Here is a 25869-nt window from a genome sequence, read left to right as displayed (position 1 = left end):
GGTGCATCCTCGATGCGGGAAACGTCTCTCGTCCCGCAGAGAACTAGACCCTGCGTCAGGATTTGCGAAGGGGAATCTCAGGAAAGTCCGTGAATGATCGCGCGAAGCGTCGGAATCCCTTCGCCCTTTTCAGAGCTGGTGAGCACGATTTCGGGGTAGGCGGCGGGGTGTTTCGACAGTTTCTCGCGCACTTGGCTCAGGATCTTGTCGAGGTCCTTGGCCTTGAGCTTGTCGGTCTTGGTCAGCACGGCCTGAAAGGTCACGGCGGATTTGTCGAGCAGATCCATGATCTCTTCGTCCACCGCTTTCACCCCGTGGCGCGCGTCGATCAGCACGAAGGCGCGGCGCAGCGAGACGCGGCCAGAAAGATACTGCTTCAGCAGGCGCTGCCATTTCTCGACCACTGCAACAGGGGCATTGGCAAAGCCATAGCCCGGAAGGTCGACGAGATAATGGCTCTCGTTCAGCGTGAAGAAGTTGATCTCTTGCGTCCGGCCCGGCGTGTTCGACGCGCGGGCAATGCCCTTGCGGCCGGTGAGGGCGTTGATCAGGCTCGACTTGCCGACGTTGGAACGCCCGGCAAAACAGACCTCGGGGCGGTCGTCGGGCGGCAGCCCGTCCATGGCGACCACGCCCTTGAGGAATTGCACGTCACCGGCAAAGGCCTTGCGCGCCGCCTCGCGGGCAGCGTCATCGGGGTCTTCGGCGATGGGAAAGGGAAGGGGGGTCGTCACAGCAGAGTTACCTCGTCGTCCAGGGCGATCTCGCCGCCTGTCGTCACTTCGGCCTGCACCGAGAAATCCGTATGCCCCCAGTGCCGCAGCGCGCCCAGCGTATCCGCATCGCGCTGGCCTGTCTCGGGGTTTGCGGTGGTGGCGGCGCAGCGGCCGGTCCGTTCGCGCACGGTAAAGATCGCAGAGCCGATCTTCACCTGCCGGCCAAGCCAGTCGAACTCCTCCCACGGTGCCAGCCCGTCCAGCCAGATGTTGCCGCGCCAGCGGTGGATCGACAGCGGCTGACCCATCTGCGCTTCGACCGCGCGGTGCGAGGCCATGTTGCACAGGGTGATCGACGGAAAGGGGGCGTCGGTCATGCCACGGGCCTGCGCCCGAACCAGCCGCGCCGATTGCGCCCGGTCTTCGGGCATCAGCGGGCGCACCCAGTCAAGGAAAGCATCGCCGTCGCGGTCGGGATTGACGGTCAGATCGGGGCGGTCCGGGTGGTGCAGGGTGATGGTGCCCGCCGCCTCGTTCAGCTCGGCGCTGATGGCCATGAGCCGGGGCGCCTTGGCGCCCCGGCTGAAATTGCCGCAACGGGCCCATTCGGACCCGTCGACAGCAGAGTTCTCATGCGCCACCGCCCAAGCCCTGTCGAAGGGCAGGCAGTGGTGAGCGATGAGCGTCACCCGATCCAGCGCCTCGCGGCCATGGGCCTTGATCGGGTGGCGCCAGATCTGGGTGACGCTCGCGCTCATTTTCCGTCCGACTTCGCGTCCTTGGGCTTGCGCTTGAAGCCGGATTTGATGTTGCCGAACACGTCAGGCTTCGCCCCATGGCTGCGCATGATGATGTACTGCTGGGTGAAGGTGATCGTGTTGTTGGTGATCCAGTAGAGCACCAGACCCGAGGCGAAGCCGCCGAGCATGAACATGAACACCCAAGGCATCCACGCAAAGATCATCTTCTGCGCCGGGTCGGCGGGCGCCGGGTTCAGCTTCTGCTGCAGGAACATCGAGATGCCCAGCAGGATCGGCAGAATACCGATGAAGATCATCGCCAGCGTCGTGCCCGGCTCGGGCGCCGCCCAGGGCAGCAGGCCGAACAGGTTGTAGAGCGAGGTAGGATCGGGCGCCGAAAGGTCTTGGAACGGGCCAAAGAAGGGCGCGTGCCGCAGTTCGAACGCGACGAAGATCACCTTGTAGAGCGAGAAGAAGATCGGGATCTGCAGCAGGATCGGCAGGCAGCCCGAGGCCGGGTTGACCTTCTCGCGCTTGTAGAGCGCCATCATCTCTTGCTGAAGCTTCTGACGGTCGTCGCCCGCCTTCTTCTTCATCTCTTCCATCTGCGGCTGCAGTTCCTTCATCTTCGCCATCGAGACGTAGGATTTATACGCCAGCGGGAAGAGGATCGCTTTCAGCAGGATGGTCAGGCCGATGATCGACAGACCCATGTTGCCGATCAGCTGGTGGATGTGGTGCAGCAGCCAGAAGATCGGCTTGGTCAGGAAGAAGAACCAGCCCCAATCGATGCTGTCGACGAAACGGTCGACGCCCTGATCCTGATACTCGTTGATGATCTCCCAGACCTTGGCACCCGAGAACATGCGGGTCGAGACCTCGGCGGTGGCGCCCGGCGCGATGGTCTGCGTCGGCATGACCACTTCGGCCTGATAGATGTCACGCGCTTCGTTGTATTTGATCGCCTGACGGTAGCTGGTGCCATTGTCGGGGATCAGCACGGTTTCCCAATAGTGCTCGGTGAAACCGATCCAGCCGTTCTCCGAGACCTGATAGGTCTCTGCGAGGGTGCTCGCGTCTGCGGTGGGATCAAAGTCGCGGATTTTCTTATACTTGTTCTCGTCGAGCGTGCCGTCGGTCATCGCGATGGCGCCTTCGTGCAGCACGAAGAAGTTCTTGAGATCCGAGGGTTCACCGTGACGGGCGAGAATGCCATAGGGCGCGGCGGCCACTTCAGCGTCGGTGGGGTTCTCGACCGACTGGGTGACGTCGAACATGAATTGCTCATCCACCGCGAAGGTGCGGCGGAAGATCAGGCCCGAGGGGCTGTCCCAGCGCAGGGTGACCGGGCTGTCCGCGCCGAGCGTCTCGCCGTCTTCGACGGTCCACTCGGTGTTCGGGCCGGGCACGTCGCCAGCCTGCAGCCCGTTGCCGGGCGCCCAGCCGTAAACGGCGTAATAGGGGTTGGCGCTGCCCACGGGTTCGAGCAGCTTCACCACCGGCGAGCTCTCGTCATTGGTTTCGTGGTAGTTGCGCAGGCTCAGATCGTCGATGCGGCCGCCGGTCAGGGCGATCGAGCCGACGAAGGCCGGGGAGTCGATGTCGACGCGCGCGGTGTCGACGGTCGCTTCGGCCGGAGCCGAGGTGCCAGCGGCGGGCGCGGTCTGCGCGCTGCCGTTTGCGGCGGGGGTGCTCACGCCCTCGGCGGACTCGACGGTCTGCTCGGTGGTCTGGGCGGTCTCGTCGACCGGCGCTTCCGGCGGGGGGAAGAGCAGGAACCAGACGAGGATCACGATGAAGCTCAGCGCTGTTGCGATGAGCAGATTCTTGTTCTGATTGTCCATGCGAGAGACTGCCACCTGTCCTTGGAAAGTCAAAGCCGGGTTCAACAGGGCAGACCCCCAAAGGTCAAGCTGATTCATACCCTGCAAGGGGCTTTGTGACCTATTCCAGTGTTGGAGCGTGGCGTTATCCGGGGCATCCTGTCCGCTCGGGCCGAAGCGCCGCCGAGGGTTGCGGGGGCCAAGTGGCGGTTTTTATGGTGGGTGCCGGGCTGCCGGAGAGCGCTCAGGCGGGGCCGCGCCCCAGTTTTTGCGCCGCGGCGATACGCTCTGCATGCGCCATCGCCCAATCGGCCAGTTGCGCGGCGGGCATGGGCCGCGCGATGCCAAAGCCCTGCGCATGATCGCAGCCAAGCTGGGCCAGAAGCGCGTGTTCGCCGCTGCTTTCCACGCCTTCCGCCACAGTCTCGAGACCCAGACGGTCCGCGAGGCCCAGCACGGCGGCCATCATCCGGCGCTGGTCTTCGCTGCGGTCAACCCGTGCCACGAAGCTGCGGTCGATCTTGAGCCGATGCACCGTGAGGCGGCGCAGCGTGGCGATGGAGGCATGGCCGGTGCCGAAATCATCAAGATCGATCCGGCAGCCGAGCCGCGATAGCTCCATGATGTTGCGGGGGATGATGCCCTCGGGGCTTTCCGCGATCACGGTTTCGAGCACCTCGATTCCCAGCCGTGTTGGCGGCAGGCCGAAACGGTCGAGATCCCATTTCAGCCGATCGACAAGACGTGGGTTGCGCAATTCCACATCCGAGAAGTTGATGCTGAGGCGAGGGATCAACACCCCCTGTGCGTCCCAGTCCCTAAGGGCCGTCAGGCCGTGGTGAAGGACGGTTTCGGTAAGCTGGTCCATACGCCCCGACTCGTGCAGGGCCTCTAGGAACTGGGCAGGGGGGATGATGCCCCGCTGCGGGTGTATCCAGCGCACTAGCGCTTCGACGCCGCTGATCTCGCCGGTCGAGGTGCACAACTGCGGCTGATACCACGGCTGTATCTGTCCTTTCGCGAGCGCCGCCTCGACCTCGGTCAGCAGTTCGGTGCGGGCGCGCCGCTCCGAGCGCATGCCTTCGCTCCACGCGCGGATTGCCGAGGGCGCATTGTCCGAAGCCTCGCGCAGCGCGGCCTGCGCACAGTCGAGCATATCCGCGCCATCGGCGCCTGGGCGCAGCCGTGCCGAGCCGCAAAACCCTATGGCCACAGAGAGATAATGCAGCCCGCTGTCAGTCACAGCCGGTTCTTCGAGGATGCGCTGGAGGCGGTCGGAAAGGGCGATCAGCGCCTCAAGGTCGAGCCGCAGCCCGGGGGCGATCAGCACCATGAACCGGGAATCGCCGATCCGCATGGCGGTGTCTTCGGGACGCAGCGCCTGACGCAGGCGCCGCAGCAGGAGCACGCGCAGGGTTTCTGCCACATCCTCGCCCATGCGGCGCGAGATCGTCTCTATCCCTTCCGCCTCGAACAGAAGGCAGGCGGTGTGCATCTCGGCGGCGCGCGCCTGTTCAAAGCTGTGCTGGGCGAAATCCTGCGCGGCGGCCATGCTGACGAGGTCCTGCCCGAGACTGCGCCGTGCCGGGTGTCGCTGCGCCCCTTCGGTGCTGCAGACCAGCCCGTAGACCAGCGGCAGGGTCAGCGCGACACCGAGAAGCGCCAATTCTCCGCCCAGCCAGTAGCCCGCCAGCGACAGCGCCGGGATGAACGCCAGCATATGCCGCCCAAGCGACCAGCGCTGCAGCGCGCTGCGGAGATAGGCGATCTTGTGAGTGATAACCGGCGGCATGGCCCGCCCCCTGCATCTTCAGAGACGGGGAAAGGCCTAGCGCAAGAGAGTAAGGCTTCGCTTAACGCAGGTCGGGAATTCCGTCGTCTGCATCGGGAGCGCGCTTGTTCATGTCGCGCATCAGCCCGGCGAAGTCGAAAAGCTTGGGGTCCATCATGTGCGACGGGCGGATGTTGGTCAGCGCCTTGAACATCACCTGACGGCGACCGGGCGAGTTCTTTTCCCAACCATCGAGGATCTGCTTCACCTGCTGGCGCTGCAGCCCGTCCTGCGAGCCGCAGAGGTCGCAGGGAATGATCGGGTAGTTCATCGCCTTGGCGAATTTCTCGCAATCCACCTCGGCCACATGCGCCAGCGGGCGGTAGACAAAGAGATCGCCCTCTTCGTTGACCAGCTTCGGCGGCATGGTCGCGAGGCGCCCGCCGTGGAAGAGGTTCATGAAGAAGGTCTCGAGAATGTCGTCGCGGTGATGGCCCAGCACGACCGCCGAGCAGCCTTCCTCACGCGCAATCCGGTAGAGGTTGCCACGGCGCAGGCGCGAGCAGAGTGCGCAATAGGTGCGGCCCTGCGGCACCTTATCCATCACCACCGAATAGGTGTCCTGATACTCGATCCGGTGCGGCACCTGCATCTTTTCGAGGAACTCGGGCAGCACCGTCGCCGGAAAGCCCGGCTGGCCCTGATCGAGATTGCAGGCAAGAATCTCGACCGGCAGCAGGCCGCGCCATTTCAGTTCGTGCAGCACCGCCAGCAGCGTATAGCTGTCCTTGCCGCCCGAGAGACAGACCAGCCATTTGGGCATGGTGCCATCCTCGCGCCGCTCGATCATGCCGTAGTGTTCCACCGCCTCGCGGGTGTTCTGCACGATGCGCTTGCGCAGCTTCTTGAACTCGGTGCTCTTCGGAGCGCCGTAGAACAGCGGGTGGATGTCGTCGGCGTCATCGTCGAACATGGGCGGCCTCAGTCAGGTACGTTGTCGATGCCGGACCCGCCCAGCGGGTGGCAGCGCAGAATGCGGCGAATCGCCAGATAAGAGCCCTTAAACGCGCCGTGCTTTTCGAGGGCTTCCATGGCGTAGGCCGAGCAGGTCGGCTGGAAGCGGCAGCCATGGCCAACCCAAGGCGAAAACACCAGCCGGTAGGCGCGCACGGGCAGGGCGGCGATATGGGCGAGCGGGCTCATGCCTCGCTCTTGTGGCGCGGCTTGCGAGGGGGCTTGGGGCCAGATGCGTCGTGGATTCGGCGCAGCGCGTAGCCCAGATCGTCCTGCAGCGCCGCAAAATCGCGCTCGGCGGTGGCGCCCGCGCGTCCGATCAGCACGTAGTCCCAACCGGGCTTGCCCAGTTGCGGCAGGTTCAGCCGTGCGATCTCGCGCAGCCGGCGCTTGGCGCGGTTGCGGGCGACGGCATTGCCGACTTTTTTCGAGCAGGTGAACCCAACGCGGATGCCGGGGGTGCCGTCATCGCGATAGCGTGCCTGCAGCAGGAAGGACGACACCGGCTGGCGTCGCGCGCGCGCCGCCGCGAGGAAATCGCTGCGCTTGCGCAGGACCTCGAGCTTGGGCGTGTCGCTGTCCTTGGCAGGACTGCTCATGTCTGGGGCCGCGTCTGAACCATTCGCACGGACGCCAAGCGCAAAGGCCGCTTCGGTCTGTCCCGAAGCGGCCTTGGCCGGTGTCTTGTGCTTCCGCTCCGCCATGGGCAGAGCGCTCGGCTCAGGCGCTGAGCTTCTTGCGGCCGCGGCCGCGGCGCGCGTTCAGGATCGCGCGGCCGGCTTTGGTCGCCATCCGGGCCCGGAAGCCGTGGCGGCGCTTGCGAACGAGGTTCGAAGGCTGAAAGGTGCGTTTCATCGCGCTCTTCTCCGTCTGGTCGGGCCTCTGTCGAGGCCTGTCTCACATAATGGTCTCATTGCTGCCTGCGGCGCTTGCCCGAGGTGCCAGTCGCTGACAGCATGAGCTTACATCACAGACGGCCCAAAGCGGATTCGCTGGGCCGGGTCATTCGAGGCCCGTGCTATAGGCATGACCGGGCCGCGTGTCAAACCTCTATCCTATGCGCGTCGCAACATTTCCTGCGCGGGCCCTTTCGGGGGTGTATCATGGTGCGCGGGGGCCGGGGAAAGCCCGCCGCCGACGTCACCGCCGATCAAGGCGGCGTGATCGGGCTGTGCGTCAGGGATTCTAAACGCCATTCTAGGGACATGACAGATCCGAAGCAGACCCGTGACAGCTCAGCTGCGCGCCCTTGGCGTCACCTTCCGCTCGCGCTTATCGCCTTAGTGGCGGTGATCGGCGCGGTGACTCTGCGTGACTACATCAGTTTCGAGACCTTGGCCGAGAATCGCGCGGCGCTGCTGGCGCTGCGGGATCAGAACTATCTGCTGATGGCCGGGGGATTCGTGGCCGCCTATGTGACCATCGTGGCGTTCTCGTTGCCCGGTGCGGCGGTGGCCTCGGTGACCGGCGGGTTCCTCTTCGGGCTCTGGGCGGGCACGGCCTTCAATGTGATCGCCGCCAGCCTTGGCGCCATCGCGATCTTCCTCGCGGCGCGGGCGGGGCTGGGGCAGACGCTCGCGGCAAAGCTGGACGCCTCCGAGGGGCGCATCCGGCGCCTGCGCGATGCCTTGCGCGAAAATGAGATCAGCGTGCTGCTGCTGCTGCGGCTGGTGCCCGCGGTGCCTTTCTTCGTCGCCAACCTTTTGCCCGCTCTGGTGGGCGTGGGGCTGGGCAATTTTGCTTGGACCACGGCATTGGGAATCATCCCCGGCGCGCTGGTCTTCACCTCGATCGGGGTTGGCGTCGGCTCGGTCTTCGACCGGGGCGAGACGCCGGATCTCAGCCTGTTGTGGGCGCCGCAGGTCATCGGGCCGCTGATGGGGCTCGCCGCGCTGGCGGCCTTGCCCATCGTTCTGCGCGCTTGGCGTGCGCGCAAGGGAGTATGAGTGCCATGGAAGAGATCAAGACCGACCTGCTGATCATCGGTGCCGGGTCCGGCGGGCTGTCGGTGGCGGCGGGCGCCGTGCAGATGGGGGCCAAGGTGGTGCTCGTCGAGCGCGGTGAGATGGGGGGCGATTGCCTCAACTACGGATGCGTGCCGTCCAAGGCGCTGATCGCTGCGGCCGCGCAGGCGCATGCGCCGGGGCAGGCGGCGGCCTTCGGGGTGGATGTGGTTCCGGCGCGTGTGGACTGGCTGCGCGTGCGCGCGCACCTGCGGCAGACCATCGCGCGGATCGCGCCCGTCGATTCGCAGGAGCGGTTCGAGGGGCTGGGCGTGCGGGTCATCCGCGCGCACGCGCGATTTATCTCCGAGCGCGAGGTCGAGGCGGGGGCTCACCGCATCCGCGCGCGCCGCATTGTGCTGGCCACCGGCTCTTCGCCCTTCGTGCCGCCGGTGCAGGGGCTCGAGGATGTGCCCTATCTCACCAATGAGACGCTCTGGGACATCGAAGATCTGCCTTCTCATCTGCTGATCCTCGGCGGCGGTCCGATCGGCATGGAGATGGCGCAGGCCTTCCGACGGCTCGGGGCGCAGGTCACTGTGGTCGAGGGGGCAAAGGCGCTGGGGCGCGAGGATCCCGAAATGGCGGCCATCGTGCTCGACCACATGCGCAGCGAGGGGGTGACGATTCTCGAAGGCGAGACCGTGAGCGAGGCGCGCCGCGACGGTGGCGCCATTGAGCTGCTCCTGCAGAGCGGCAAGCGACTCACCGGCTCGCATCTTCTGGTGGCGGCGGGACGCCGGGCGAATACCGAAGGATTGGGGCTGGATGTCGCGGGCATCGAGACCAGCAAAACCGGGATCGCGGTGGATGCAGGACTACGGACGAGCAATCGCAAGGTCTACGCCATTGGCGACGCGGCGGGCGGGCTGCAGTTCACCCATGTGGCGGGCTATCACGCGGGCATCGTCATCCGCTCGGCGCTTTTCGGCCTGCCAGCCAGGGCCAGCGACAGCCATATCCCGCGCGCCACCTACACAAAGCCGGAGCTGGCGCATGTGGGGCTGACAGAGGTGGAGGCGCGTCAGCGCTACGGCGACAAGCTCGAGGTGCTGCGCGAGGCGGTGCAGCACAATGACCGTGCAATTGCTGAGCGCGAGACGGTCGGGCTGATCAAGGTGATGGTCCACAAAGGCCGCCCGGTGGGGGCCAGTATTGTCGCCGCGCAGGCGGGGGATCTGATCTCCACTTGGGCGCTGGCGCTCTCGTCAGGCGTGAAAATCAGTCAGTTGGCAGGCATGGTCGCGCCCTATCCGACGATGGGGGAGCTTAACAAACGGGTTGCCGGATCCTATTTCACACCCAGATTGTTTGAAAACCGCACGGTCAAGGCTGTTACACGAACAGTTCAGCGTCTGCTTCCCTGACCGCCCCAGAAGGCCAAAGACTGCACTCCATGTTCAATTCGCTCTCCGGCCGCTTCCTAGTGCTCACGACGGTGTTCGTGATGTTGGCCGAAGTGCTGATCTTCGTGCCCTCGGTGGCGCGATTCCGGCAAGATTATCTCAACGACCACCTGGAACGGGCGCAGATCGCCTCTCTGGCGCTTCTGGCCGATGACGTGCTGGCGCCGGAACTGGAGGCAGAGCTTCTGGAAAATGCCGGGGTCTACAACGTGGTGTTGCAGCGCGACGAGCGGCGCGAGCTGGCACTATCCTCGCCGATGCCCGGGTCTGTCGACGCCAGCTATGATCTGCGCGAGGCCGGTCCGTTGATTCTGATGAAAGACGCGCTGGTGACGCTGGCCGATACCACGCCGCAATTGATCCGCGTGCTGGGCTATCCCAAGGACGATGGCGGCGAGCTGATCGAGGTCACTATGGACAGCGCGCCGCTGCGCACGGCGATGATCGAGTTCGGCCTGCGCGTGTTGCTGTTTTCGGCGATGATGTCGATCGTCACGGCGGTGCTGCTGTTCCTCGCGGTGCGGGCGCTGCTGATGAAGCCAATCAAGGGCGTGGTCGGCCACATGCAGCGCTACGCCGAAGACCCCGAGGATGCGCGCCGGATCATCAGGCCCACTGCCGGAGTGCGCGAGATTCGCGAAGCCGAGGAGGCGCTGAAATCTCTGGAGACGCAGCTTTCGCAGTCGCTGCGTCAGAAAGAGCGGCTGGCGCAGCTTGGCGGGGCTGTGGCGCGTGTCAGTCACGACCTGCGCAATATCCTCAGCTCGGCGCAGCTCTTCACTGACCGCATTGAGATGTCCGAAGACCCCACGGTCAAGCGTATGGCGCCCAAGCTGGTCAGTTCGATCACCCGCGCCGTTTCGCTGTGCGAGACCACGCTAGCCTTTGGTAAAGCCGAGGAGCCCGCGCCGCTGCTGACCCATTTCAACCTCGCCGAACTGGTGAGCGAGGTGCTCGAGGCCGAGCGGCTTGCGATCGGCGACCATGAGGTCAGCCTGTCGGAGGACATCCCCGCGTCGATGCAGGTGCGCGGCGATCCCGAGCAGATTTATCGCGCCATCGCGAATCTGGTGCGCAACGCTCGTCAGGCGATCACCGGCTCGGGTGAGGAGGGCGAAATTGCCGTGTCCGCCCGCGCCGAGGACGAGGATTGGGTGATCGAGGTGACCGACACGGGCCCCGGCCTGCCGCCAAAAGCACGCGATCACCTGTTCCAGCCGTTTCAGGGCGGCGCACGCAAGGGCGGCGCGGGTCTCGGTCTCGCCATCGTCGCGGAGCTGGTGCGGAATCACGGCGGAAAACTGCAGCTCCTGCGCTCTGACGAGCATGGCACCTGCTTCGAAATTCGCCTTCCTACGGGTGACTTGGGGTAAGTTTGGAAGTTTTTCGAAAATCTCTCTTGCGTATCCTCCGCACAAACTCTAAACCCCGCCGCAGACGGACCGATAGCTCAGCTGGATAGAGTACTTGACTACGAATCAAGGGGTCGGGGGTTCGAATCCTCCTCGGTCCGCCACTTCCCACCAGGGAATGGCAAACACCAAGGCCACCGCATTGCGGTGGCCTTGGTGTTTTCAGGGTGGCCGTTTTTCCAAACGCATATCTGCTTGGCTTGCGTGACGCATTTTGTACGGCGCGCGTTGCCGAACGTCACAGAAGCTTTACCTTTCTTGGATAACACGCACGGGTTTCCCCGAAAGGCTTCCGACTTAATGTCCTCACGTGGTGAGCAAATCGCAGCACTTCCCCTGCAATGGGACAAGAAAGGCAATCTCCGGATTCTGATGGTCACCTCGCGCGATTCCGGTCGCTGGGTGATGCCCAAGGGCTGGGAGATGGACGGCAAGAAGCCTTGGGCCGCGGCGGAGATCGAAGCGCTCGAGGAAGCCGGGGCGAAGGGCTTCGTCGGGAAGGACCTGATCGGCCATTACCATTACCCCAAACGGCTGGACTGTGGCGCGTCGCTGCGTTGCCGGGTCAGGGTCTATCCAATGATCGTCGAGACGCTGAAGCGCGACTGGAAAGAGCGCAAGCAACGCAAGCGCAAGTGGTTCAGCCCCAAGGCCGCGGCGAAACGTGTGGACGAACCGGAACTTGCCGATCTTCTGCTCACCCTATGCCGCGCCCCGCGCAAGCATCCGGTGATCGCCCCTTTGCTGACCTGAAGCGACTCGCGCCGTCTTCGACTGTCTAGGGGCGCTTACTCTTATGTGAGCGCTACCCTCGCTGTCCTGTGTCGCCTTGGCGTCACTCGGCGCGACATTCCAGCAACGCCGCTTTCTCAAATTTGCGCAATCTCCCGGGCCCCTAGGCTCGGCGTCTGGGAAATAAGGCGAAAATAAGATACGCCTGAATGCAGGGTAAGAGGCTGCCGTTCACCATCTGGACGAGTGGCCCGTGACAGGCAGAGTGGTGTGATCATCGGCAGAACGAAGCAATGGCGTGCGCCCCTTGGGTGCCGCGCCGGGTGAGGTTTTCGTTCGCCGGGTCTTTCGAAGGTGATTTCGCTTTCCGTCGGTCCCCTAAGCGGTGCGGCACGTTGCCGTGGCCGGTTTGCGAGTGTTCGAGTTGAGAGGGAGGGGAAGATGGCACGATCGTCTTTCCATTGGGTCGGAGGTCTTGCGCTTGTCGCGCTCCTGCCCGCATGCATGAAAACCTATGGCGCGGACGCTCCGGCGTCGCAGCCCTACACGGCCAGCGTCGCCGCCGCTGCGCCTGCGCTCGGCCTGCGCGCACAGCCGGACGGGGCGGATTTGATGACCCAGCTCGCGCAGCGCCCCTCGGCGCTCGTGCCCGGTACGCCCTATGCGGCGGTTGCGGCGGCAGTGCTGCAGGGGTCTGCTTTCGGTGCCGAGGCAGAGCTGCGCCTCGCGCCGCTGCGCGGAGAGACCGAGGAATTGAGCTGGCTGCCCGAGCTCGCGCGCGGTGCGTCGCTGGGCGCTCTGCGCGATATGTCCGCGCGCATCATAGCGCGGCCCGAGCGGTTCGACACTTCGCGCAAACTGGCAGAGCGCGACCTTGCACAGGCGCAGATCGAAACGGCGGCACTGGCGCTGGCGGAAGAGGCCAACGTCCACGTGCATGAGGCGCTCGGCCAGCATTTGGCCGGTGAGGAGGCGCGGGCGCGTGCCGCGCTCTATAAGGCCAGCTATCGCGATCTTGCGGGGCTGGACTGGCCGATCTCGCAGGCGGTTGCCTCGGGTGAGTTGATGTCCTCCGAGCTTGCCCAACTGCGCGCCGAGGTGGCGGACGTGCGCCGCGGTCTCGCGCAGGCCCGCGAGGCTGAAGCGGACGCGCGCCGCGAGCTGGTCGCCATGGCGGATGGCCGGCTTGGCGGCGTCGCGGGCGCGGGTGCCTTGCGTGAGATGGTCGGTGCCGTGCCGCTGCCGCTGATGCAGGCGCAGGCCGCGCGCGCAGAGCAGGAGGCGCGGCAGCGCCTTGGGACGCATGCCCACATGGAAGGGCTGCAGCTGCGCCGCTCTGCCGAGGAGCTCGATGCATTGGAAGAGGCGGCGGGCTATGCAGGCGAAGGGGCCGAGGCCGGTGACTGGGGTGCCCCGTCGCTGCAGGTTCAATGGCCGGAGCGGGCGGCAGGGTCGGAAGCGGAGATGCAAATCGGCGGCCTTGCGCGGGATCGCGATCGGCTGCGCTCCGAGGCTGCGGCTGCGGCGGCGCAGGCATCCGCCGCGGCTGAAGTGGCGGCGCTGGCACTGCGCGACTACCGCGCGGGCAGGGGCCATGCGGCGCAGCTTCTGGGGCCGCTGGAGCGGGCGCTGGATGCGCAGGAGGCCGAGATCACCAGCCGCTTCGCGCTGGCGCGCACCGAGCTGGACCTTGCCTTTCTGCAGGGCACGCTTGTGGCGGGCAGCGACCTCTGAGCGCGCCGCTCAGCCCTCGCTGTCGATCCAGATCGTTACCGGCCCGTCGTTGATCAGCGCCACCTTCATATCGGCGCCAAAGCGGCCTGTGGCGGTGGCGATGCCCTCGGCGGCGATGCGCCCGGCGAAGTACTCGTAAAGCCGCTGGCCGTCGTCGGGGGCGGCCGCGCTGGAAAAGCCGGGGCGGTTGCCGCTCCGCGTGTCGGCGGCGAGGGTGAATTGGCTGACCACCAGTGCCGCACCGCCTGTGTCACGCACCGAGCGGTTCATTCGCCCTTCCTCGTCGCGGAAAATGCGCAGCTTGGCGATCTTTGCCGCCAGCTTGTCGGCCTGTGCCTCGGTATCGCCCTGCATGGCGCAGATCAGGATCAGCAGGCCCGGGCCGATCTCGCCGATGACCGCGCCTTCTACCGTGACGCTCGCCTCCGAGACGCGCTGGATCAGCGCCCTCATGCCTGCGGCTCCAGTTCCGAAAGCCATGGCGGATTGGCCCCGGCGCGGCTGACGGTCACCGCCGCCGCCTGCGCACCCAGCGCGACGGCAGGGCGCAGCGTCTCTAGCGGGGTACTGCGCAGGACGTCTCGGCGCAGCCGCCCGTCGCGGCTGAGCCCGGCCAGAAGGCCCGCGTTGAACGTATCGCCAGCGCCCACCGTATCGACTACCGTGGCGCGTGTGGCGGGCACCTCGAGGCTCCCTTGGGCGCTGACTGCATGGACCCCCTCGGCACCCCTCGTCTCCAGCACCAGCGTGCTGCCACCCTCGATCAGCGCCTCGGGCGTGGTGCCGAGCCATGCCATATCCTCGTCGGAGATTTTCACGATGTCGGCCCGCGCGAGCATGGCGGCAAGCCGGGCGCGGTAGCGCGCCTCGTCCTTGATGAAGCCGGGTCGGATATTGGGATCGAGCATTACCACCCGGTCGCCCGCCTTCGCGCAGAGCGCGGCATAAGTGTCGGCGCAGGGCTCGGAAACGAGGCTGATGCCGCCGAAGAACAGCGCCTCGGTGTCACCGTCCAGCGCGGGGAGGTCCGCCTCCGACAGCATCCGCCCGGCGGTGTTCTCGTCATAGAAGGCGTAGCGCGCGTGACCATCCACCAGCGTTACGAAGGCCAGCGTGGTGGGTCGGTCAGAGCGCGGGCAGGCGCTGTGGTCAACCTTGGAGGCGGTCAGCGCATCGGCGAGGATGCTGCCGAAAAGATCGGTGGAGATGCCGCCGAAGTAGCCTGCAGGCGCGCCAAGTCGGCCGAGCGCAATGGCGGTGTTGAACACCGCGCCGCCCGCAACCGGCGCAAAGGCGGGCTCTCCGCCGGTGCTGGTTCTGGGCAGCATGTCTATCAGCGATTCTCCGCAGCACAGGATCATCTCTCACTCCCTCGTCGGTGATCTTCTTGGTCTTGTTAGCGCTATACCTAGCGCGTCCGGAGGGCGTCGCTCAATAGCCTGTCGGCATGCTGAAGCTGACGTCGCCCTGCGATTGCGACAGCATGTAGCCGACAAATCCCGCGACGATTGCCCCGATGATCACGGCCAGCGCGATTTTCCATATCGACCAGGGGCGCTCTCCCTGAACCCGCCCGGTGGTGCCATTGACCACGAAGCGGTAGGTCTGGCCCCGGAACTTGTAGGCCGCCAGCCAGACCGGCAGCAGCACATGCTTGAAGGTCACTTCCGACACCTGTGTGTCCACCGAGGTGATCCGCTGCTGGTCGCCGCCGATGTCGAACTTGATGTCGCGGGTGATCTGCCGGTCCATGATATGCCGCGCCTCGACGAACCCTGCGTCGAGATCGACCTGATAGCCCTCGGCGCGGAATCCGGCGAGGAACTCGGGCCGATAGGGTTCGAGCCGGCTCAGATCCCACGGCTCCAGCGCATCGGTGAATTTCTTCGGCAGAGACTTCGAGGCCAGCACCAGCACGTCGTCGAAGAAGCGCGCAACGCGCCCGCGCACCGGGGTCCAGCGCACCTTGGCGACCTGCACCTGTTGGCGCTTGCCGTCACGCATCACCGTGCGCGTCTCATAATAGACCGTGCCGCGCGCGCCGCTGTAGGCAGAGCGGGTATGGGCGTCGAAGGTCCAGTAGGGCACATAGATGCCCTGCATCTTGCGGCCCTTGCGGGCATATTCCTTGAGGCCATTGGGGGCGAACCAAAGTCGCCCCAGCCAGTCGTTCATCGCGCCGCGCGCGGCGTTCTCGTCAAGCGCGAAGGGCAGCACGCCCTTGGGTTTGATCTGCCGGTGGGTGCCGGTGTCGGCGACGACCGGCGTGGCACAGAACGGGCATTCGGTGGCATGGGTGTCGGGATCGAACTCGACCTCGGCGCCGCAGTTCGGGCATTGGGTGACCCGCAGGTCCTCCATCTCCTGAAGCGGCAGCAGGTTGTCCATCGCGGCGCGGAAATCCAGCTCGCGGATGTCGCTTTCCCATGGACCCGTGGATTCGACCTTCTGGCTGTGGCCGCAATGATCGCAGACCAATTCGCTCGTCGACGGATCGAACCGGTAGTCGGCGCCGCATTGCTCGCAGGGAAATCGGTGGGTTTCGTTCATGCCCGAAGTGCCTCCAGATCCGCCATTTCCGGCAGCGCCACCCTAGGCGGATGGGACGGGAGAGGGAACCGGTTTTCGGGCAAGCGTTTGCCCGATGCGCTGCGGGCGCAGGGGCTTGCGCACACAACTTCGCGACAGGCGCTTTTCTCGCGTGCAGCTCCAAGGCTAGGGTGCCGGGGACAGAGATGCCGGAGACCGTGATGACAGGACTGAACACATGCGCCGGGGCTGTCCTCGGGCTTGCGCTCTACAGCGGCGCGGCCATGGCCGCCGACCTGTCCTGGCGGTTCGAGTGGCAGGGCGGCGACGGTTACGAGATGCGCGGCGCGCTGGCCATCGACGCGGCGCTTGCAGAGCGCGAGCGTGTCTTTGGCGAGGACGTGGAGTGCTTCGTCGTCGAGGGCTACCACGAGGGCGAGCCGATTGGTCGCTGGGCGCTCGGCATGAAGACCGAAGACACCACATGGTCGCTCACCTTCTTGCCGCAGCAGAACGCCTTCGAGGTTTTCGGCCCGCAAAGCCTGATGCCGCAGGCGTGGAACATGGATGGGTTCGGCACGGATTGCGGTCAGGACGGCTTCGGCTTCAACATCGGCAATGCGGCGCAGGACCTCTGCCTCGATGGTCGGCTGCTGGTGGCCTCGCAGGTGCCGCCCGCGCGGCCCTTCCCGGCGGTGCCCGACCCGTCGGTCAAATTTCCCGCCGATGCCTGCCTTGCCCCGGCGCTGCTGGGCCAAGCGGGGCCGGAGGCGGTGCTGCCCGCCTCCTTCCCGGTAGCCTCCCGTGCGATCAGACGCCCGGAGGCGGCGGTGGCAGAACGGTGAAGAGCTGCGCCAGTTCGGTTACGTCCTCGGCGCGTTTCCAGCCGTCCTGACCTTGGGTCCAGACATAGCTGTCGCGGGTCAGCTCGCCCTCGGTCGCCATGCGTCCGAGCCTGGCCTTGGAGAAGGGGCCGCTGGTCTGGCCGCCCGAGGCCACGTGCCACACATGTTCCACCGGCGGCGGGGGAGGCGGCGGCGCGGTGGCAGCGGTCTGCTGCGGGCGCGCGCCCCACGGACCCGCCTGCGCGCCGGTCATGGCGCCGCCCATGGCCATCCCCATGCCCGCGCCAAAGCCGGTGCCCATGGCCTGACCGGCGGCAGAGCCCTCGGCCCCCAGCGCCTCGGCGGCCTGAAAGCGGGTATAGGCATCAAGATCGCCCACCACGCCCATCGACGTGCGCTTGTCGAGCGCCTTTTCGACCGCATCGGGCAGCGAGATGTTCTCGATGTAAAGCTCGGGCAGCGACAGGCCGTATTCGGCGATGGTCGACGAAATGCCCTCGGCCAGCATCTTGCCCAGCTCTTGCGTATTGGCCGCCATGTCGAGCACCGGAATGCCCGAAGAGGCGATCAGCCGCGAGAACTCCTGCACGATGATATTGCGGATCTGGAAGCTGATCTCGTGGCTGGTGAACTCGCCATCGGTGCCGACGATCTCGACGAGGAATTTCGCCGGGTCCGACACGCGCACCGAATAGGTGCCATAGGCGCGCAGGCGCACCGGGCCGAACTCGGGGTCGCGGCAGATGATCGGGTTTTTCGTGCCCCACTTCAGCCCGGTGAAGCGGGTGGTGTTGACGAAATAAATCTCGGATTTGAAGGGCGATCGGAAGCCGTGATCCCAGTGCTGCAGCGAGGTCATGATCGGCATGTTGTTGGTCTCGAGCATGTAGAGACCCGGCGTGAACACATCCGCCAGTTGCCCTTCGTGCACGAAAACCGCTGCCTGCCCCTCGCGCACGGTGAGCTTGGCGCCGTATTTGATTTCATGGCCCTCGCGCTCGAAGCGCCAGACCATCGTGTCGCGGGTGTCGTCGGTCCAGTGGATGACGTCGATGAACTGCCCCGAGAGGAAATCCAGAATTCCCATGATCATCTCCTGTTGTCGCCTGTCCTCAGCTCAGCTTGGCCCGCTGCCGCCGGTCATCTGCGCGGCAAGATCCTGCACGATCGGCCGCGCGGTGGCGGCATCCATGCCGGGTTTGAGCTGGGGGTCGTAAAGGATTTTCAGCAGCATCTCGTCCATCGAGGTGAGAAGCGCGAACTCGTCGTCGTCATTGAAGATCGAGGGCCGGGCCTGCGGGCTGTCGTTGCCAAGCCCCAGCCCCTGCGCCACTTCTTCGTGGATACAGGATCGGCGCAGCAGATCCGGATGCTCGGAGCGGATTACCGCGATGGCCTGACCGTAGGCATAGCCGTCCGGCTCGTCGGAAAAGGCGATGACGAGGCAGTGAATCTCACGCGGCAGATCGTTGAACACCGCCAGCGCCGTGGGGTTCACATCGGGCACCAGCTGTTTGATGCGCGGGGCGATGGTCTTCTTATCGTCCTCGGACATGAACAGAACGTGGAAGTTCGAATTGCCGGTGGTCATCGAGATCGGATGCCCGGTGATCCGGCCAAGACGGCTGACGTATTGGCTGAGCTGGTTGCGGTCGGTGACCTGCTGCTCCGCCGGAACATGGTCGCCGAACTCGACCGAGACGCGCACCGGCTTGAGCCATTTCTTCACCCGGCCAAGCTCGCCGCGTGAGGGTTTCAGCCCTTGGCCGCGGGCGTATTCCTCGGCCAGAGCGATGCGTTCGAAATTGCGCATCAGCATGGTGTCGGTGACCGGCGTGTCGGGTCCGCCGCCGTCGGTGCGGAGCAGACCCTGTGACAGCAGATCGGCCTGCACCCGGGCGTAATAGACCTCCAGATCGTAGCTCGCCAGGGATTGCCGCGGCGCGCCCGGGGTTTCAGCCTCGCGAGGCTTGAGCCCGGAGGGGCGCGACTGCGGCAGCACTTCGGTGCTGCGCGGAGCCAGGGCAGAACTATCGCAGGCCGCGAGGCCCGCGCAAACCAAGATGCTCAGTACACTTTTACCCCAACCCCGCATATGGTCACGACCCCGCTGGAACCGAAGTGGCGGCGTTGTCGCCGGTGCCGGTCGACCGCGCCTTGGCCGAAGCCAGCGTGTCGCGCAGCTCGGCTTCCATCTGCTGCAGGTCCTTCTCGGCGGCGGCGCGGCGCGCCTTGCCTTCGTCGGCGATGCGCAGGCTGTCTTGGATCGTGGCGATCAGATCGGCATTGGCCTGTTTGACCGACTCGATGTCGAAGACGCCGCGCTCCATCTCGGTGCGGATGGCGGCGTTGCTGTCGCGCAGGTTCTTGGCGTTGGAGGTCAGCAGCTCGTTGGTCAGATCGTTGGCGTCGCGGACGGCGGCGGCGGCCTCGGATGAGCGCTGGATGGTCACTGCCTGCGCCAGCTGCGTCTCCCAGAGCGGCACGGTGTTGACCAGCGTCGAGTTGATCTTGGTGACGAGGCTCTTGTCGTTTTCCTGCACCAGCCGGATCGAGGGCAGCGACTGCATGGTCACCTGCCGGGTCAGCTTGAGATCGTGCACCCGGCGTTCCAGATCGTCCCGCGCGGCACGCAGGTCGCGCAGTTCCTGCGCCTTCATCACCTTCTGATCCTCTGCGGCGGCCTCCACGGCGGCTTCGCGGGCGGGGATGTCGTTGGCGTCGAGTTCCTCTAGCTTCTTCTGGCCCGCAGCGATGTAGAGCGCCAGCTCGTCATAGAAGGTCAGCGTCTTGTCGTAGAGCAGGTCGAGCGATTTGATGTCCTTGAGCAGCGTGTGCTCGTGCTTCAGCAGACTGTCGGTGATGCCGTCGATCTGGCCCTGCACCTCCTCGTAGCGGGCGGTGAACTTGGCGAAGGGCGCGGCCTTGCCGATCAGCTTTTCCCACCAGCTGCGCTTGCGGCGCACATCCAGTTCCGAGACCGAGAAGCCGCGGATCGTGGTGACGATGTTGCGCAGGCTGTCGCCCGCGGGGCCGACGTCCTTGTTGCGCACGTCCGCCAGCATCGCCTGACTGATCTCCTGCAATTCGGCCTGAGCCGCCGAGCCGAAGGAGACGATGGACTGGGTGTCGCCCATGTCGATCTCGTCCATGCGGGCGCGGATCTCTTCGGTCACCTCGGGCGAGGCGGCCTCATAGCTTTCCACCTCATCCGCGGGCTTGGGGTCGGGCAGGATCACAGCATTCACCTCTTCCACCATAGCCAGTTCCTGCTGGGCCTTGGCTCTTACGTTCTCGGACATCGGACTTCCTCCGTATCTGTCTCTCATTCAGGCTCTTTGAGCCGCACGCCTTCGCGCTGAAGGCGGTCGCGCAGCACGTCGATCTCGACCGTGAGGTCGGCATTATTGTCGAGCAGCAGCTTGCGGTTCTTCTGGCCGAAGCTCTCCTCGAGGTCCGTCAGCAACATCATGAAATCGGACTTGGCCCCGCGATCCTGCGTGCGGCTGTAGATGTCGGCGAATTTCACCGCCGCGTCGCGCGCGCCCATCAGATAGACGCCAAGATATTTGCGCGCGGCGGTCAGATCGCGCGGATCCTCTTCGACGGTGCGGATGAGGTCCTTGGCTTTGGCGTGGAAGCGTTGCACGCGCGCCTCGACCTGCCGGTCGCCCGCGCGGCGCACCGCATCTTCCATGGCGTTGAGATAGGCCTCTGCCTCGTCCACCACCTTGGCGACACGGTCCTGCTGGAACGTGTCGATGCCTTCCATGCCCTTGTGCTTCATCGGGTCGAGCCCGAAGGCGCCCACGTGAAGCGCGGCAGCGGACAGCCCATAGAGCACCGGTGCCACAAGGCCCGGATCGGCTTTGAAGGCCGCGAGACCGATCCCGACGCCCGCGCAGGCTGCGGCGAAAAGCTTTCTCGGGATCGAAGGGCGGCGGGCGATCTTGCGCTCGTCATAGGCGGCCTGCGCCCGCAGGCCATCGCGCAGCAGCCACGCGCCAAGCAGCAGGATGCCCGCGCCGACAAGGCCCAGAGCCAGCCCCGCAGCGCCATCGTTCAGCGAGGTCGCGGCCAGCACGATCGGGGGGGCGAAGAGCACATTCGAGCGTGCGCCCACCGGATCGACCTTCGCTCCGTGATAGAGCGGCCGTTCGTCGGTGGTGCCGGCATCGTCGGAAGACCCGTCGGGACTGTACTTGCCGCCGTAGCGTTGTGCCAAGGTCAGAGCCCTCCCAGCCAGCCGGAAGTAACTCCGAAAAGAAGCACGATCAGCAGCACATAGGCCACCTTGCGTAAGCCCTTGTCGGTCATGGTGCCCCCCGCAAGCTCTCTCGGTTCACCAAGAACTTATGCGCTTAGATGGTCACTTGCTAGGGGGGAGTTCCCTTGGGTCGGCTCTTGTTTGGGGAGAAGTCATACCAAGCGGCACAACATGGCCATCACATTGGCGTTTCAGGCCGCGTTCTTGTCGACCATGCGGTTCCAGAGGAGGTCTGCCTCGACATCATAGGCATCGCGGCCCTGCTCGGTTCCGGCCTTGCGCAGACGCTCTTCGAAGGCCTCGCCCAGCGAGGTGAGCCGCGCCAGATAGCGGCGGCGCGCCTTCATCCGGTCCTTGGTGCCCCATGCTTCGATCAGGCGCGCGTTTTCCTTGCTCAGAAGCTCAAGAAAGCGGGCCACGGGCTTGCGCAGGCGTCGTGCGGCCAGCGGGTCCTGCGAAATCGCCTGCATCAACCCCATGACGCCGCTGCGCAGGGCTTCGGCCCTGCGGCTAAGCTCGGCATCGTTGAGGGCCGCCACATCCGCGACGGCGAGCCCGATGGCGGCGTCGATACGGTCCAGCGTCTCTTGCGTGCGCAGATGCGGCATGTCCTCTTCCACCGCGGCCTGTTTACTGGTGAGCGGATCTCTGCCGAAGGCCGCGACACCCAGCCCGAAGCCCAGCACGCCGAGACCCAGCGGCACCGGCAGCGAGACGAAGTGATGGCCCGCGAGAATCACCACCAGAAGGCCAAGCAGCGCCGAGCCGAGCATCTTGCGCGGCAGGCGGGGTGCTTTGGCCGTCTCTGCCGCCTCGAAGGCGCGGGCGATCTTCGTGCCGCGGTGGATCAGCCAGACCGCCAGCGCGAAGATGACCAGCATCAGCAGGCCGGTGAAGGTGGTTTCCGGACGCCCTTGGAACAGCAGCATCAGCAGCGGGAACGCGGCAAGCATCAGCACGCCCAAGCCGGAATCCAGCGGCCCGGAGGAAGCGCTCTGTCTGCGTTTGCGTGAGGGTCTTGCCATGAGGATGTTCCGTGGTCCGTTCAAGGCCGGGCGAGGCTGCGTGAGGGGAGGGGTCCTTGGTCTGCCGTCTGGCGGCTGCGTCGCGGGGTCAGAAATATCCGAGCACGAAGATCAGCAGCCAGAGGGCGGCGAAGGCCAGCCTCGGGATCAGCAGTCCACGGTCACGGGTCCGGGCGGTGGCTCCCGCCAGCGCCTGATAAGTGTCCGCTGCCACACCCCGGAGGTTCCCAAGTAGGAGAAACGTGGTGGCGGCAAGGATCATGATGGCGAGTAGTGTGCTCATGCCACCCAACCTGCCGCCGAAAGCGGGCGAAATGAGGGCGCATTCCGGCCCAATACGTGAAATTTAGTCCAGCGTTAACGGCGTCTTAAGGCGATGTGGGCGGCTTTTTGGCGAAGCCGCCCGCTGGGTGCCCTATTGCCTGCTTTTCGGCGGTCCCTTGCGCCGGGTCCGAGTCGGCACGGGTTTTTCGGTCTTGGCGCCTTCGAGGCCAAGCTGATCGCGGATCACCTTGGGACGCAGTTCCTGCACCTCGCCGGTTTTCAGCTCGCCGAGTTGGAACGGCCCGTAAGAGACGCGGATCAGTCGGTTCACCGTCAGTCCGATGTCGGCCATGGCGCGGCGGATTTCGCGGTTCTTGCCTTCACGCAGACCAACGGTCAGCCATGCGTTGGCGCCCTGCTGCCGGTCGAGAGTCACCTGCATGGGCTGGAATGCCTGACCGTCTACCACGATGCCCGCGCGCAGCGGCTTCAGCATGTCCTCGGTCGGCGCGCCGTTCACCCGCACGCGGTATTTGCGCAGCCAGCCGGTCGAGGGCAGTTCAAGCTGGCGTTTGATGCCGCCGTCATTGGTCAGCAGCAGCAGGCCCTCGGAGTTGAGGTCGAGACGCCCGATGCTCATCACCCGGGGCAGATCCTCGGGCAGCTTGTCAAAGATCGTCTCGCGGCCCTTCTCGTCATTGGTGGTGGTCACCAGCCCGACGGGCTTGTGATAGAGCCACAGGCGCGGGGCTTCGGGCGGGGCGAGCGGCACGCCATCGACGGTGATCCGGTCCTTGGCGGTGACGTTCAGCGCGGGGCTTTCCAGCACCTTGCCGTTCACCGAGACGCGGCCTTCTTCGATCATCTTCTCGGCCTCGCGGCGGCTGGCAACGCCCGCGCGCGCCAGCACCTTGGCGATGCGACCATCCTCACTCACCATCGGAGCCGCGGGGACCTGTGCCGGCTTGCTGGCCGGGCCCGATTTGGCGCTTGCCTTGGTGCCGCGGCGCGGGGGCGGTCTGGTGCCAGACTTTGCCCCAGACTTCGCCCCGGATTTGGGGCCCGCCTTGGGGCCACCGCCATAGCTTGCCTCGTCTTGCACGATGCCACGGCCTTTCGGTTTGCCGCCGGGTTTCCCGCTCGGTTTGCCGAAGGGCTTTGCGCCCGGTTTCCCGCCGCGCGCGCTGCCGTCAAAATCCCCCTTCGGCCCGGCTTTGTAGCCGGGTTTCGCCCCAGACTTGGGGCCGGACTTGAAGTCCGACTTAGGGCCAGATTTAGGGCCAGATTTCAGGCCAGAATTCGGGCCAGCCTTCGCGCCCGTGCTGGGACGGGACTTGGGGCCGGAGGGTTTGGCGGGGCGCGACGGGGGTTTGCTCATGAATCCTCGCATACTGCATCCCCCGCGCCGGGGGAAGCCGACTCGCCAAGCGCCGCGCTTCGCGCTACTCCGGCGCTCATGAGTTTTCGCAGTCATATGGATCTGGCGCTGGCTGAGGCGCGCGCCGCCGCCGCCCGCGGTGAGGTGCCGGTGGGCGCCGTGCTGGTCTCGCCCAAAGGCGAGGTCGTGGCCACGGCGGGCAACCGCACGCGCGAGTTGAACGATCCCACCGCCCATGCCGAGATCCTCGTGCTGCGCGCCGGGTGCGCCGCGCTCGGGTCCGAGCGGCTGCCTGAGCATGATCTCTACGTCACGCTGGAGCCATGCCCGATGTGCGCCGCGGCGATCTCCTTCGCGCGGATCCGGCGGCTTTACTACGGCGCATCCGACCCCAAGTCGGGCGGGGTGGCGCAGGGCGCGCGGGTCTATGCCCATCCGCAATGCCACCATGTGCCCGAGGTCTACGACGGGCTCGCCGCGCCCGAGGCAGAGGCGCTGCTGAAAGACTTTTTCGCTGCCCGGAGGGATGGCTGATGGCCCGCGTGATCTTGCTCAACAAACCCTATGGCGTGCTGTCGCAATTCACCGACAAGGGCACCGAGGGCAGCCCGCGCGAGACGCTGTCGAACTATGTGAAAGTGCCCGGCGTCTATCCCGCGGGCCGCCTCGACCGCGACAGCGAGGGGCTCATGGTGCTGACCGATGACGGGCGGCTTCAGGCGCGGATCTCGCATCCGAAGTTCAAGCAGCCCAAGACCTACCTCGTGCAGGTCGAAGGCGCGCCGAGCGACGAGCAAATCGCGCAGCTGCGCAAAGGGGTGGAGCTGAAGGACGGGATGACCCGCCCGGCGCAGGTGCGGCGCATCCCCGAGCCCGACCTCTGGCCGCGCAATCCGCCGGTACGGTTTCGCAAATCGGTGCCCGACAGCTGGCTCGAGATCAAGATCACCGAGGGGCGCAACCGGCAGGTGCGGCGGATGACGGCGCATGTGGGATTGCCCTGCCTGCGGCTGGTTCGTTGGGCGATCGGCACATGGACGCTCGACGATATTCCTCCCGGCGAATGGCGCGACGTCTGAAGCACTGGCGCGCCCCGTCCGGCGCGCTACTCTGAGCCCCATGTGCGGACGTTTTGCAGTCACCCTTCCCGATGATGCCATGGCCAAGATCTTCGAGGCCATGCCCGGCAATGATTTGCCGCATGTCCCGAATTTCAACGTCTGTCCGACCAACGATGTGCATGTGGTGCGCTCGGACGGCGGGACGCGGCTGCTTGGGGCGATGCGCTGGGGCTTTCTGCCGCATTGGTACAAGGCGCCTTACGACGGGCCGCTGCTGATCAACGCGCGGGCCGAGACGATTGCCGAGAAACCCGCCTTCCGTGCCGCTTGCCGCGCGCGGCGCTGCATCGTGCCAGCCAGCGGCTTCTACGAATGGACCAAGACCGAGGATGGCCGCCGCCTGCCGTGGTACATCACTCCGGCCGAGGACGACCTGCTGGCCTTCGCCGGGATTTGGCAGGACTGGGAAGGAGAGGGTCAGGCCTTCCGCACCTGCGCTATCGTCACAACCGCGGCGAGCGAGGAAATGTCCAAGGTGCACCACCGGATGCCGGTGATCCTTTCGAAAAAGGACTGGGGCCTGTGGCTGGGCGAGGATGGGCACGGCGCCGCAACGCTTATGCAGGCGGCGCCCGAAGGCACTCTGCGGATGTACCGTGTCGATCCCAAGGTGAATTCGAACCGCGCCGAGGGGCCAGAACTGATCGAGCCGATCTGAGCCCGGTCGCGCGCAGGATCAGTAGTTGTTTTCCAGCTCCAGCGGGGCCGGGTTCACATAGTCGATGACGCCCGCGGCGGTATTGTCGGCGGTGTAGGTGTCGCCAAAGGCGCCCTGCATTCCATCGGTCACTTCCAGCGCATAGGCCTCGCCCGGCTGCAGAACGCCGGTGTCCCAGCTGGCATCGCTGGCGGTGGCCGACATGGGCACCTCGGAGGCGTTGACGAAATGAACCACGTCGCCGACCGAGACATAGATATCCTCGGGGAAGTAGCTCAGCCCCGTCATCAGTACTTCCTGCTCGGCGGCGGCAAGCGGCGCTGCGGCTCCGGCGAGGAGAAGGAGGGAGGCTCCGATCTTGGACAACATCTTCAGGCTCCGTGAATAGGGCGCGACTCGCGACTGTGACATTCATCAACCACGGCAGGGCG

At 65.6% G+C, this 25869-nt stretch carries 28 protein-coding genes and 1 tRNA gene; 10 read left to right on the top strand and 19 right to left on the bottom strand.

Annotation, left to right across the window (positions count from 1 at the left end):
* Window positions 1-77 precede the first annotated feature (77 nt).
* The 8 genes from yihA to rpmH form a co-directional block, all read right to left on the bottom strand.
* Window positions 78-734: a ribosome biogenesis GTP-binding protein YihA/YsxC gene (gene yihA / locus AYJ57_RS06195; RefSeq protein WP_066102675.1), complete on the bottom strand. Its 657-nt coding sequence runs from the start codon at window positions 732-734 to the stop codon at window positions 78-80.
* Entirely contained in the window at window positions 731-1474 is a 744-nt protein-coding gene (locus AYJ57_RS06190; protein ID WP_066102673.1) for an MOSC domain-containing protein, read from the bottom strand. The genes yihA and AYJ57_RS06190 overlap by 4 nt, the downstream gene beginning before the upstream one ends.
* Entirely contained in the window at window positions 1471-3300 is a 1830-nt protein-coding gene (yidC, locus tag AYJ57_RS06185; RefSeq protein WP_066102670.1) for a membrane protein insertase YidC, read from the bottom strand. Before yidC ends, AYJ57_RS06190 begins: the two co-directional genes overlap by 4 nt.
* 223 nt (window positions 3301-3523) lie before the next feature.
* On the bottom strand, window positions 3524-5071 hold the full coding sequence (locus AYJ57_RS06180) for a putative bifunctional diguanylate cyclase/phosphodiesterase (protein WP_066102667.1): 1548 nt from the start codon (window positions 5069-5071) through the stop codon (window positions 3524-3526).
* A gap of 61 nt (window positions 5072-5132) precedes the next feature.
* Window positions 5133-6023 carry a tRNA 2-thiocytidine(32) synthetase TtcA gene (gene ttcA / locus AYJ57_RS06175; protein ID WP_066102664.1) on the bottom strand — a complete coding sequence of 297 codons (891 nt, stop codon included), beginning with the start codon at window positions 6021-6023 and terminating at the stop codon, window positions 5133-5135.
* A gap of 8 nt (window positions 6024-6031) precedes the next feature.
* Window positions 6032-6253 carry a membrane protein insertion efficiency factor YidD gene (gene yidD / locus AYJ57_RS06170; protein ID WP_066102662.1) on the bottom strand — a complete coding sequence of 74 codons (222 nt, stop codon included), beginning with the start codon at window positions 6251-6253 and terminating at the stop codon, window positions 6032-6034.
* Window positions 6250-6663 carry a ribonuclease P protein component gene (rnpA, locus tag AYJ57_RS06165; RefSeq protein ID WP_066106757.1) on the bottom strand — a complete coding sequence of 138 codons (414 nt, stop codon included), beginning with the start codon at window positions 6661-6663 and terminating at the stop codon, window positions 6250-6252. Before rnpA ends, yidD begins: the two co-directional genes overlap by 4 nt.
* Window positions 6664-6784: 121 nt before the next feature.
* A complete protein-coding gene (gene rpmH / locus AYJ57_RS06160; protein ID WP_066102660.1) occupies window positions 6785-6919 on the bottom strand; it encodes a 50S ribosomal protein L34 in 135 nt (44 codons plus the stop codon).
* Between the two features lie 350 nt (window positions 6920-7269).
* Between rpmH and AYJ57_RS06155 the strand changes: the two genes are divergently transcribed.
* The 6 genes from AYJ57_RS06155 (at window position 7270) to AYJ57_RS06130 (ending at window position 13351) form a co-directional block, all read left to right on the top strand.
* Window positions 7270-8010 (top strand): TVP38/TMEM64 family protein, encoded by a 741-nt coding sequence (locus AYJ57_RS06155; RefSeq protein ID WP_066102657.1) that lies wholly within the window; start codon window positions 7270-7272, stop codon window positions 8008-8010.
* A 5-nt stretch (window positions 8011-8015) separates the two neighbouring features.
* The gene (locus AYJ57_RS06150; protein WP_066102654.1) at window positions 8016-9434 is read left to right on the top strand and encodes a dihydrolipoyl dehydrogenase family protein; all 1419 of its coding nucleotides are present in this window, start codon (window positions 8016-8018) and stop codon (window positions 9432-9434) included.
* Window positions 9435-9463: 29 nt separating this feature from the next.
* Window positions 9464-10846, top strand: a complete 1383-nt coding sequence (locus tag AYJ57_RS06145) for a sensor histidine kinase (protein ID WP_066102652.1) — start codon at window positions 9464-9466, stop codon at window positions 10844-10846.
* Between the two features lie 66 nt (window positions 10847-10912).
* Window positions 10913-10989, top strand: a tRNA-Arg gene (locus tag AYJ57_RS06140).
* A 154-nt stretch (window positions 10990-11143) separates the two neighbouring features.
* The gene (locus tag AYJ57_RS06135; RefSeq protein WP_193789516.1) at window positions 11144-11638 is read left to right on the top strand and encodes an NUDIX hydrolase; all 495 of its coding nucleotides are present in this window, start codon (window positions 11144-11146) and stop codon (window positions 11636-11638) included.
* Between the two features lie 420 nt (window positions 11639-12058).
* Window positions 12059-13351 carry a hypothetical protein gene (locus AYJ57_RS06130; RefSeq protein WP_066102647.1) on the top strand — a complete coding sequence of 431 codons (1293 nt, stop codon included), beginning with the start codon at window positions 12059-12061 and terminating at the stop codon, window positions 13349-13351.
* 9 nt (window positions 13352-13360) lie between these two features.
* Here AYJ57_RS06130 and dtd read toward each other — a convergent pair whose 3' ends face one another.
* From dtd to AYJ57_RS06115, 3 genes are all read right to left on the bottom strand, one after another.
* A complete protein-coding gene (gene dtd, locus AYJ57_RS06125; protein WP_066102644.1) occupies window positions 13361-13804 on the bottom strand; it encodes a D-aminoacyl-tRNA deacylase in 444 nt (147 codons plus the stop codon).
* Window positions 13801-14712 (bottom strand): carbohydrate kinase family protein, encoded by a 912-nt coding sequence (locus AYJ57_RS06120; RefSeq protein ID WP_066102641.1) that lies wholly within the window; start codon window positions 14710-14712, stop codon window positions 13801-13803. The genes dtd and AYJ57_RS06120 overlap by 4 nt, the downstream gene beginning before the upstream one ends.
* A 70-nt stretch (window positions 14713-14782) precedes the next feature.
* On the bottom strand, window positions 14783-15901 hold the full coding sequence (locus tag AYJ57_RS06115) for a TFIIB-type zinc finger domain-containing protein (RefSeq protein ID WP_066102638.1): 1119 nt from the start codon (window positions 15899-15901) through the stop codon (window positions 14783-14785).
* Window positions 15902-16101: 200 nt separating this feature from the next.
* Between AYJ57_RS06115 and AYJ57_RS06110 the strand changes: the two genes are divergently transcribed.
* A complete protein-coding gene (locus AYJ57_RS06110) occupies window positions 16102-16725 on the top strand; it encodes a hypothetical protein (protein ID WP_193789515.1) in 624 nt (207 codons plus the stop codon).
* Here AYJ57_RS06110 and AYJ57_RS06105 read toward each other — a convergent pair.
* The 7 genes from AYJ57_RS06105 to AYJ57_RS06075 all read right to left on the bottom strand — a co-directional run bounded on the left by AYJ57_RS06105 (window position 16691) and on the right by AYJ57_RS06075 (window position 23221).
* A complete protein-coding gene (locus AYJ57_RS06105; protein ID WP_066106754.1) occupies window positions 16691-17812 on the bottom strand; it encodes an SPFH domain-containing protein in 1122 nt (373 codons plus the stop codon). The two genes, AYJ57_RS06110 and AYJ57_RS06105, sit on opposite strands and share 35 nt — an antisense overlap.
* A gap of 30 nt (window positions 17813-17842) precedes the next feature.
* A complete protein-coding gene (locus AYJ57_RS06100; protein ID WP_066102632.1) occupies window positions 17843-18820 on the bottom strand; it encodes a DUF2927 domain-containing protein in 978 nt (325 codons plus the stop codon).
* A gap of 4 nt (window positions 18821-18824) precedes the next feature.
* Window positions 18825-20027, bottom strand: a complete 1203-nt coding sequence (locus AYJ57_RS06095) for a toxic anion resistance protein (protein WP_066102628.1) — start codon at window positions 20025-20027, stop codon at window positions 18825-18827.
* Between the two features lie 23 nt (window positions 20028-20050).
* Complete coding sequence (locus AYJ57_RS06090; RefSeq protein WP_066102626.1) at window positions 20051-20950, bottom strand: 5-bromo-4-chloroindolyl phosphate hydrolysis family protein; 900 nt, start codon at window positions 20948-20950, stop codon at window positions 20051-20053.
* A 233-nt stretch (window positions 20951-21183) separates the two neighbouring features.
* The gene (locus AYJ57_RS06085) at window positions 21184-22017 is read right to left on the bottom strand and encodes a hypothetical protein (RefSeq protein ID WP_066102625.1); all 834 of its coding nucleotides are present in this window, start codon (window positions 22015-22017) and stop codon (window positions 21184-21186) included.
* Window positions 22018-22105: 88 nt separating this feature from the next.
* A complete protein-coding gene (locus AYJ57_RS06080) occupies window positions 22106-22300 on the bottom strand; it encodes a hypothetical protein (protein WP_066102622.1) in 195 nt (64 codons plus the stop codon).
* A gap of 132 nt (window positions 22301-22432) precedes the next feature.
* Window positions 22433-23221 carry a pseudouridine synthase gene (locus AYJ57_RS06075; RefSeq protein ID WP_066106752.1) on the bottom strand — a complete coding sequence of 263 codons (789 nt, stop codon included), beginning with the start codon at window positions 23219-23221 and terminating at the stop codon, window positions 22433-22435.
* Window positions 23222-23737: 516 nt separating this feature from the next.
* Here AYJ57_RS06075 and AYJ57_RS06070 point away from each other — a divergent pair.
* Genes AYJ57_RS06070 through AYJ57_RS06060 form a run of 3 tightly spaced genes read left to right on the top strand, consistent with a single transcriptional unit; the run spans window position 23738 to window position 25438 of the window.
* On the top strand, window positions 23738-24193 hold the full coding sequence (locus AYJ57_RS06070) for a nucleoside deaminase (protein ID WP_066102619.1): 456 nt from the start codon (window positions 23738-23740) through the stop codon (window positions 24191-24193).
* Window positions 24193-24738, top strand: a complete 546-nt coding sequence (locus AYJ57_RS06065; RefSeq protein ID WP_066102616.1) for an rRNA large subunit pseudouridine synthase E — start codon at window positions 24193-24195, stop codon at window positions 24736-24738. Before AYJ57_RS06070 ends, AYJ57_RS06065 begins: the two co-directional genes overlap by 1 nt.
* A 40-nt stretch (window positions 24739-24778) precedes the next feature.
* Window positions 24779-25438 carry an SOS response-associated peptidase gene (locus AYJ57_RS06060; RefSeq protein ID WP_066102613.1) on the top strand — a complete coding sequence of 220 codons (660 nt, stop codon included), beginning with the start codon at window positions 24779-24781 and terminating at the stop codon, window positions 25436-25438.
* Between the two features lie 18 nt (window positions 25439-25456).
* Here AYJ57_RS06060 and AYJ57_RS06055 read toward each other — a convergent pair whose 3' ends face one another.
* Window positions 25457-25807, bottom strand: coding sequence for a hypothetical protein (locus tag AYJ57_RS06055; protein WP_066102610.1), 351 nt, complete (start codon window positions 25805-25807; stop codon window positions 25457-25459).
* Window positions 25808-25869: the final 62 nt, after the last annotated feature.

The sequence above is a fragment of the Salipiger sp. CCB-MM3 genome, from assembly GCF_001687105.1.
Lineage (GTDB): Bacteria > Pseudomonadota > Alphaproteobacteria > Rhodobacterales > Rhodobacteraceae > Salipiger.
Note: the sequence above shows the minus strand (reverse complement) of the source record. Positions and strands in the feature narration are given on the sequence as shown.

Excerpts from the sequence above, each read along its gene's own strand:
- AYJ57_RS06075 (WP_066106752.1), bottom strand. The coding sequence starts at position 23,221 with ATGGTGAGTGAGGATGGTCGCATCGCCAAGGTGCTGGCGCGCGCGGGC.
- AYJ57_RS06105 (WP_066106754.1), bottom strand. The coding sequence starts at position 17,812 with ATGGGAATTCTGGATTTCCTCTCGGGGCAGTTCATCGACGTCATCCAC.
- AYJ57_RS06080 (WP_066102622.1), bottom strand. The coding sequence starts at position 22,300 with ATGAGCACACTACTCGCCATCATGATCCTTGCCGCCACCACGTTTCTC.
- AYJ57_RS06155 (WP_066102657.1), top strand. The coding sequence starts at position 7,270 with ATGACAGATCCGAAGCAGACCCGTGACAGCTCAGCTGCGCGCCCTTGG.
- AYJ57_RS06065 (WP_066102616.1), top strand. The coding sequence starts at position 24,193 with ATGGCCCGCGTGATCTTGCTCAACAAACCCTATGGCGTGCTGTCGCAA.
- AYJ57_RS06095 (WP_066102628.1), bottom strand. The coding sequence starts at position 20,027 with ATGTCCGAGAACGTAAGAGCCAAGGCCCAGCAGGAACTGGCTATGGTG.
- AYJ57_RS06115 (WP_066102638.1), bottom strand. The coding sequence starts at position 15,901 with ATGAACGAAACCCACCGATTTCCCTGCGAGCAATGCGGCGCCGACTAC.
- yidD (WP_066102662.1), bottom strand. The coding sequence starts at position 6,253 with ATGAGCCCGCTCGCCCATATCGCCGCCCTGCCCGTGCGCGCCTACCGG.
- rnpA (WP_066106757.1), bottom strand. The coding sequence starts at position 6,663 with ATGAGCAGTCCTGCCAAGGACAGCGACACGCCCAAGCTCGAGGTCCTG.
- AYJ57_RS06145 (WP_066102652.1), top strand. The coding sequence starts at position 9,464 with ATGTTCAATTCGCTCTCCGGCCGCTTCCTAGTGCTCACGACGGTGTTC.
- yidC (WP_066102670.1), bottom strand. The coding sequence starts at position 3,300 with ATGGACAATCAGAACAAGAATCTGCTCATCGCAACAGCGCTGAGCTTC.
- ttcA (WP_066102664.1), bottom strand. The coding sequence starts at position 6,023 with ATGTTCGACGATGACGCCGACGACATCCACCCGCTGTTCTACGGCGCT.
- AYJ57_RS06180 (WP_066102667.1), bottom strand. The coding sequence starts at position 5,071 with ATGCCGCCGGTTATCACTCACAAGATCGCCTATCTCCGCAGCGCGCTG.
- dtd (WP_066102644.1), bottom strand. The coding sequence starts at position 13,804 with ATGAGGGCGCTGATCCAGCGCGTCTCGGAGGCGAGCGTCACGGTAGAA.
- AYJ57_RS06055 (WP_066102610.1), bottom strand. The coding sequence starts at position 25,807 with ATGTTGTCCAAGATCGGAGCCTCCCTCCTTCTCCTCGCCGGAGCCGCA.
- AYJ57_RS06120 (WP_066102641.1), bottom strand. The coding sequence starts at position 14,712 with ATGATCCTGTGCTGCGGAGAATCGCTGATAGACATGCTGCCCAGAACC.
- AYJ57_RS06100 (WP_066102632.1), bottom strand. The coding sequence starts at position 18,820 with ATGCGGGGTTGGGGTAAAAGTGTACTGAGCATCTTGGTTTGCGCGGGC.
- rpmH (WP_066102660.1), bottom strand. The coding sequence starts at position 6,919 with ATGAAACGCACCTTTCAGCCTTCGAACCTCGTTCGCAAGCGCCGCCAC.
- AYJ57_RS06070 (WP_066102619.1), top strand. The coding sequence starts at position 23,738 with ATGAGTTTTCGCAGTCATATGGATCTGGCGCTGGCTGAGGCGCGCGCC.
- AYJ57_RS06085 (WP_066102625.1), bottom strand. The coding sequence starts at position 22,017 with ATGGCAAGACCCTCACGCAAACGCAGACAGAGCGCTTCCTCCGGGCCG.
- AYJ57_RS06190 (WP_066102673.1), bottom strand. The coding sequence starts at position 1,474 with ATGAGCGCGAGCGTCACCCAGATCTGGCGCCACCCGATCAAGGCCCAT.
- AYJ57_RS06150 (WP_066102654.1), top strand. The coding sequence starts at position 8,016 with ATGGAAGAGATCAAGACCGACCTGCTGATCATCGGTGCCGGGTCCGGC.
- AYJ57_RS06110 (WP_193789515.1), top strand. The coding sequence starts at position 16,102 with ATGACAGGACTGAACACATGCGCCGGGGCTGTCCTCGGGCTTGCGCTC.
- AYJ57_RS06060 (WP_066102613.1), top strand. The coding sequence starts at position 24,779 with ATGTGCGGACGTTTTGCAGTCACCCTTCCCGATGATGCCATGGCCAAG.
- AYJ57_RS06130 (WP_066102647.1), top strand. The coding sequence starts at position 12,059 with ATGGCACGATCGTCTTTCCATTGGGTCGGAGGTCTTGCGCTTGTCGCG.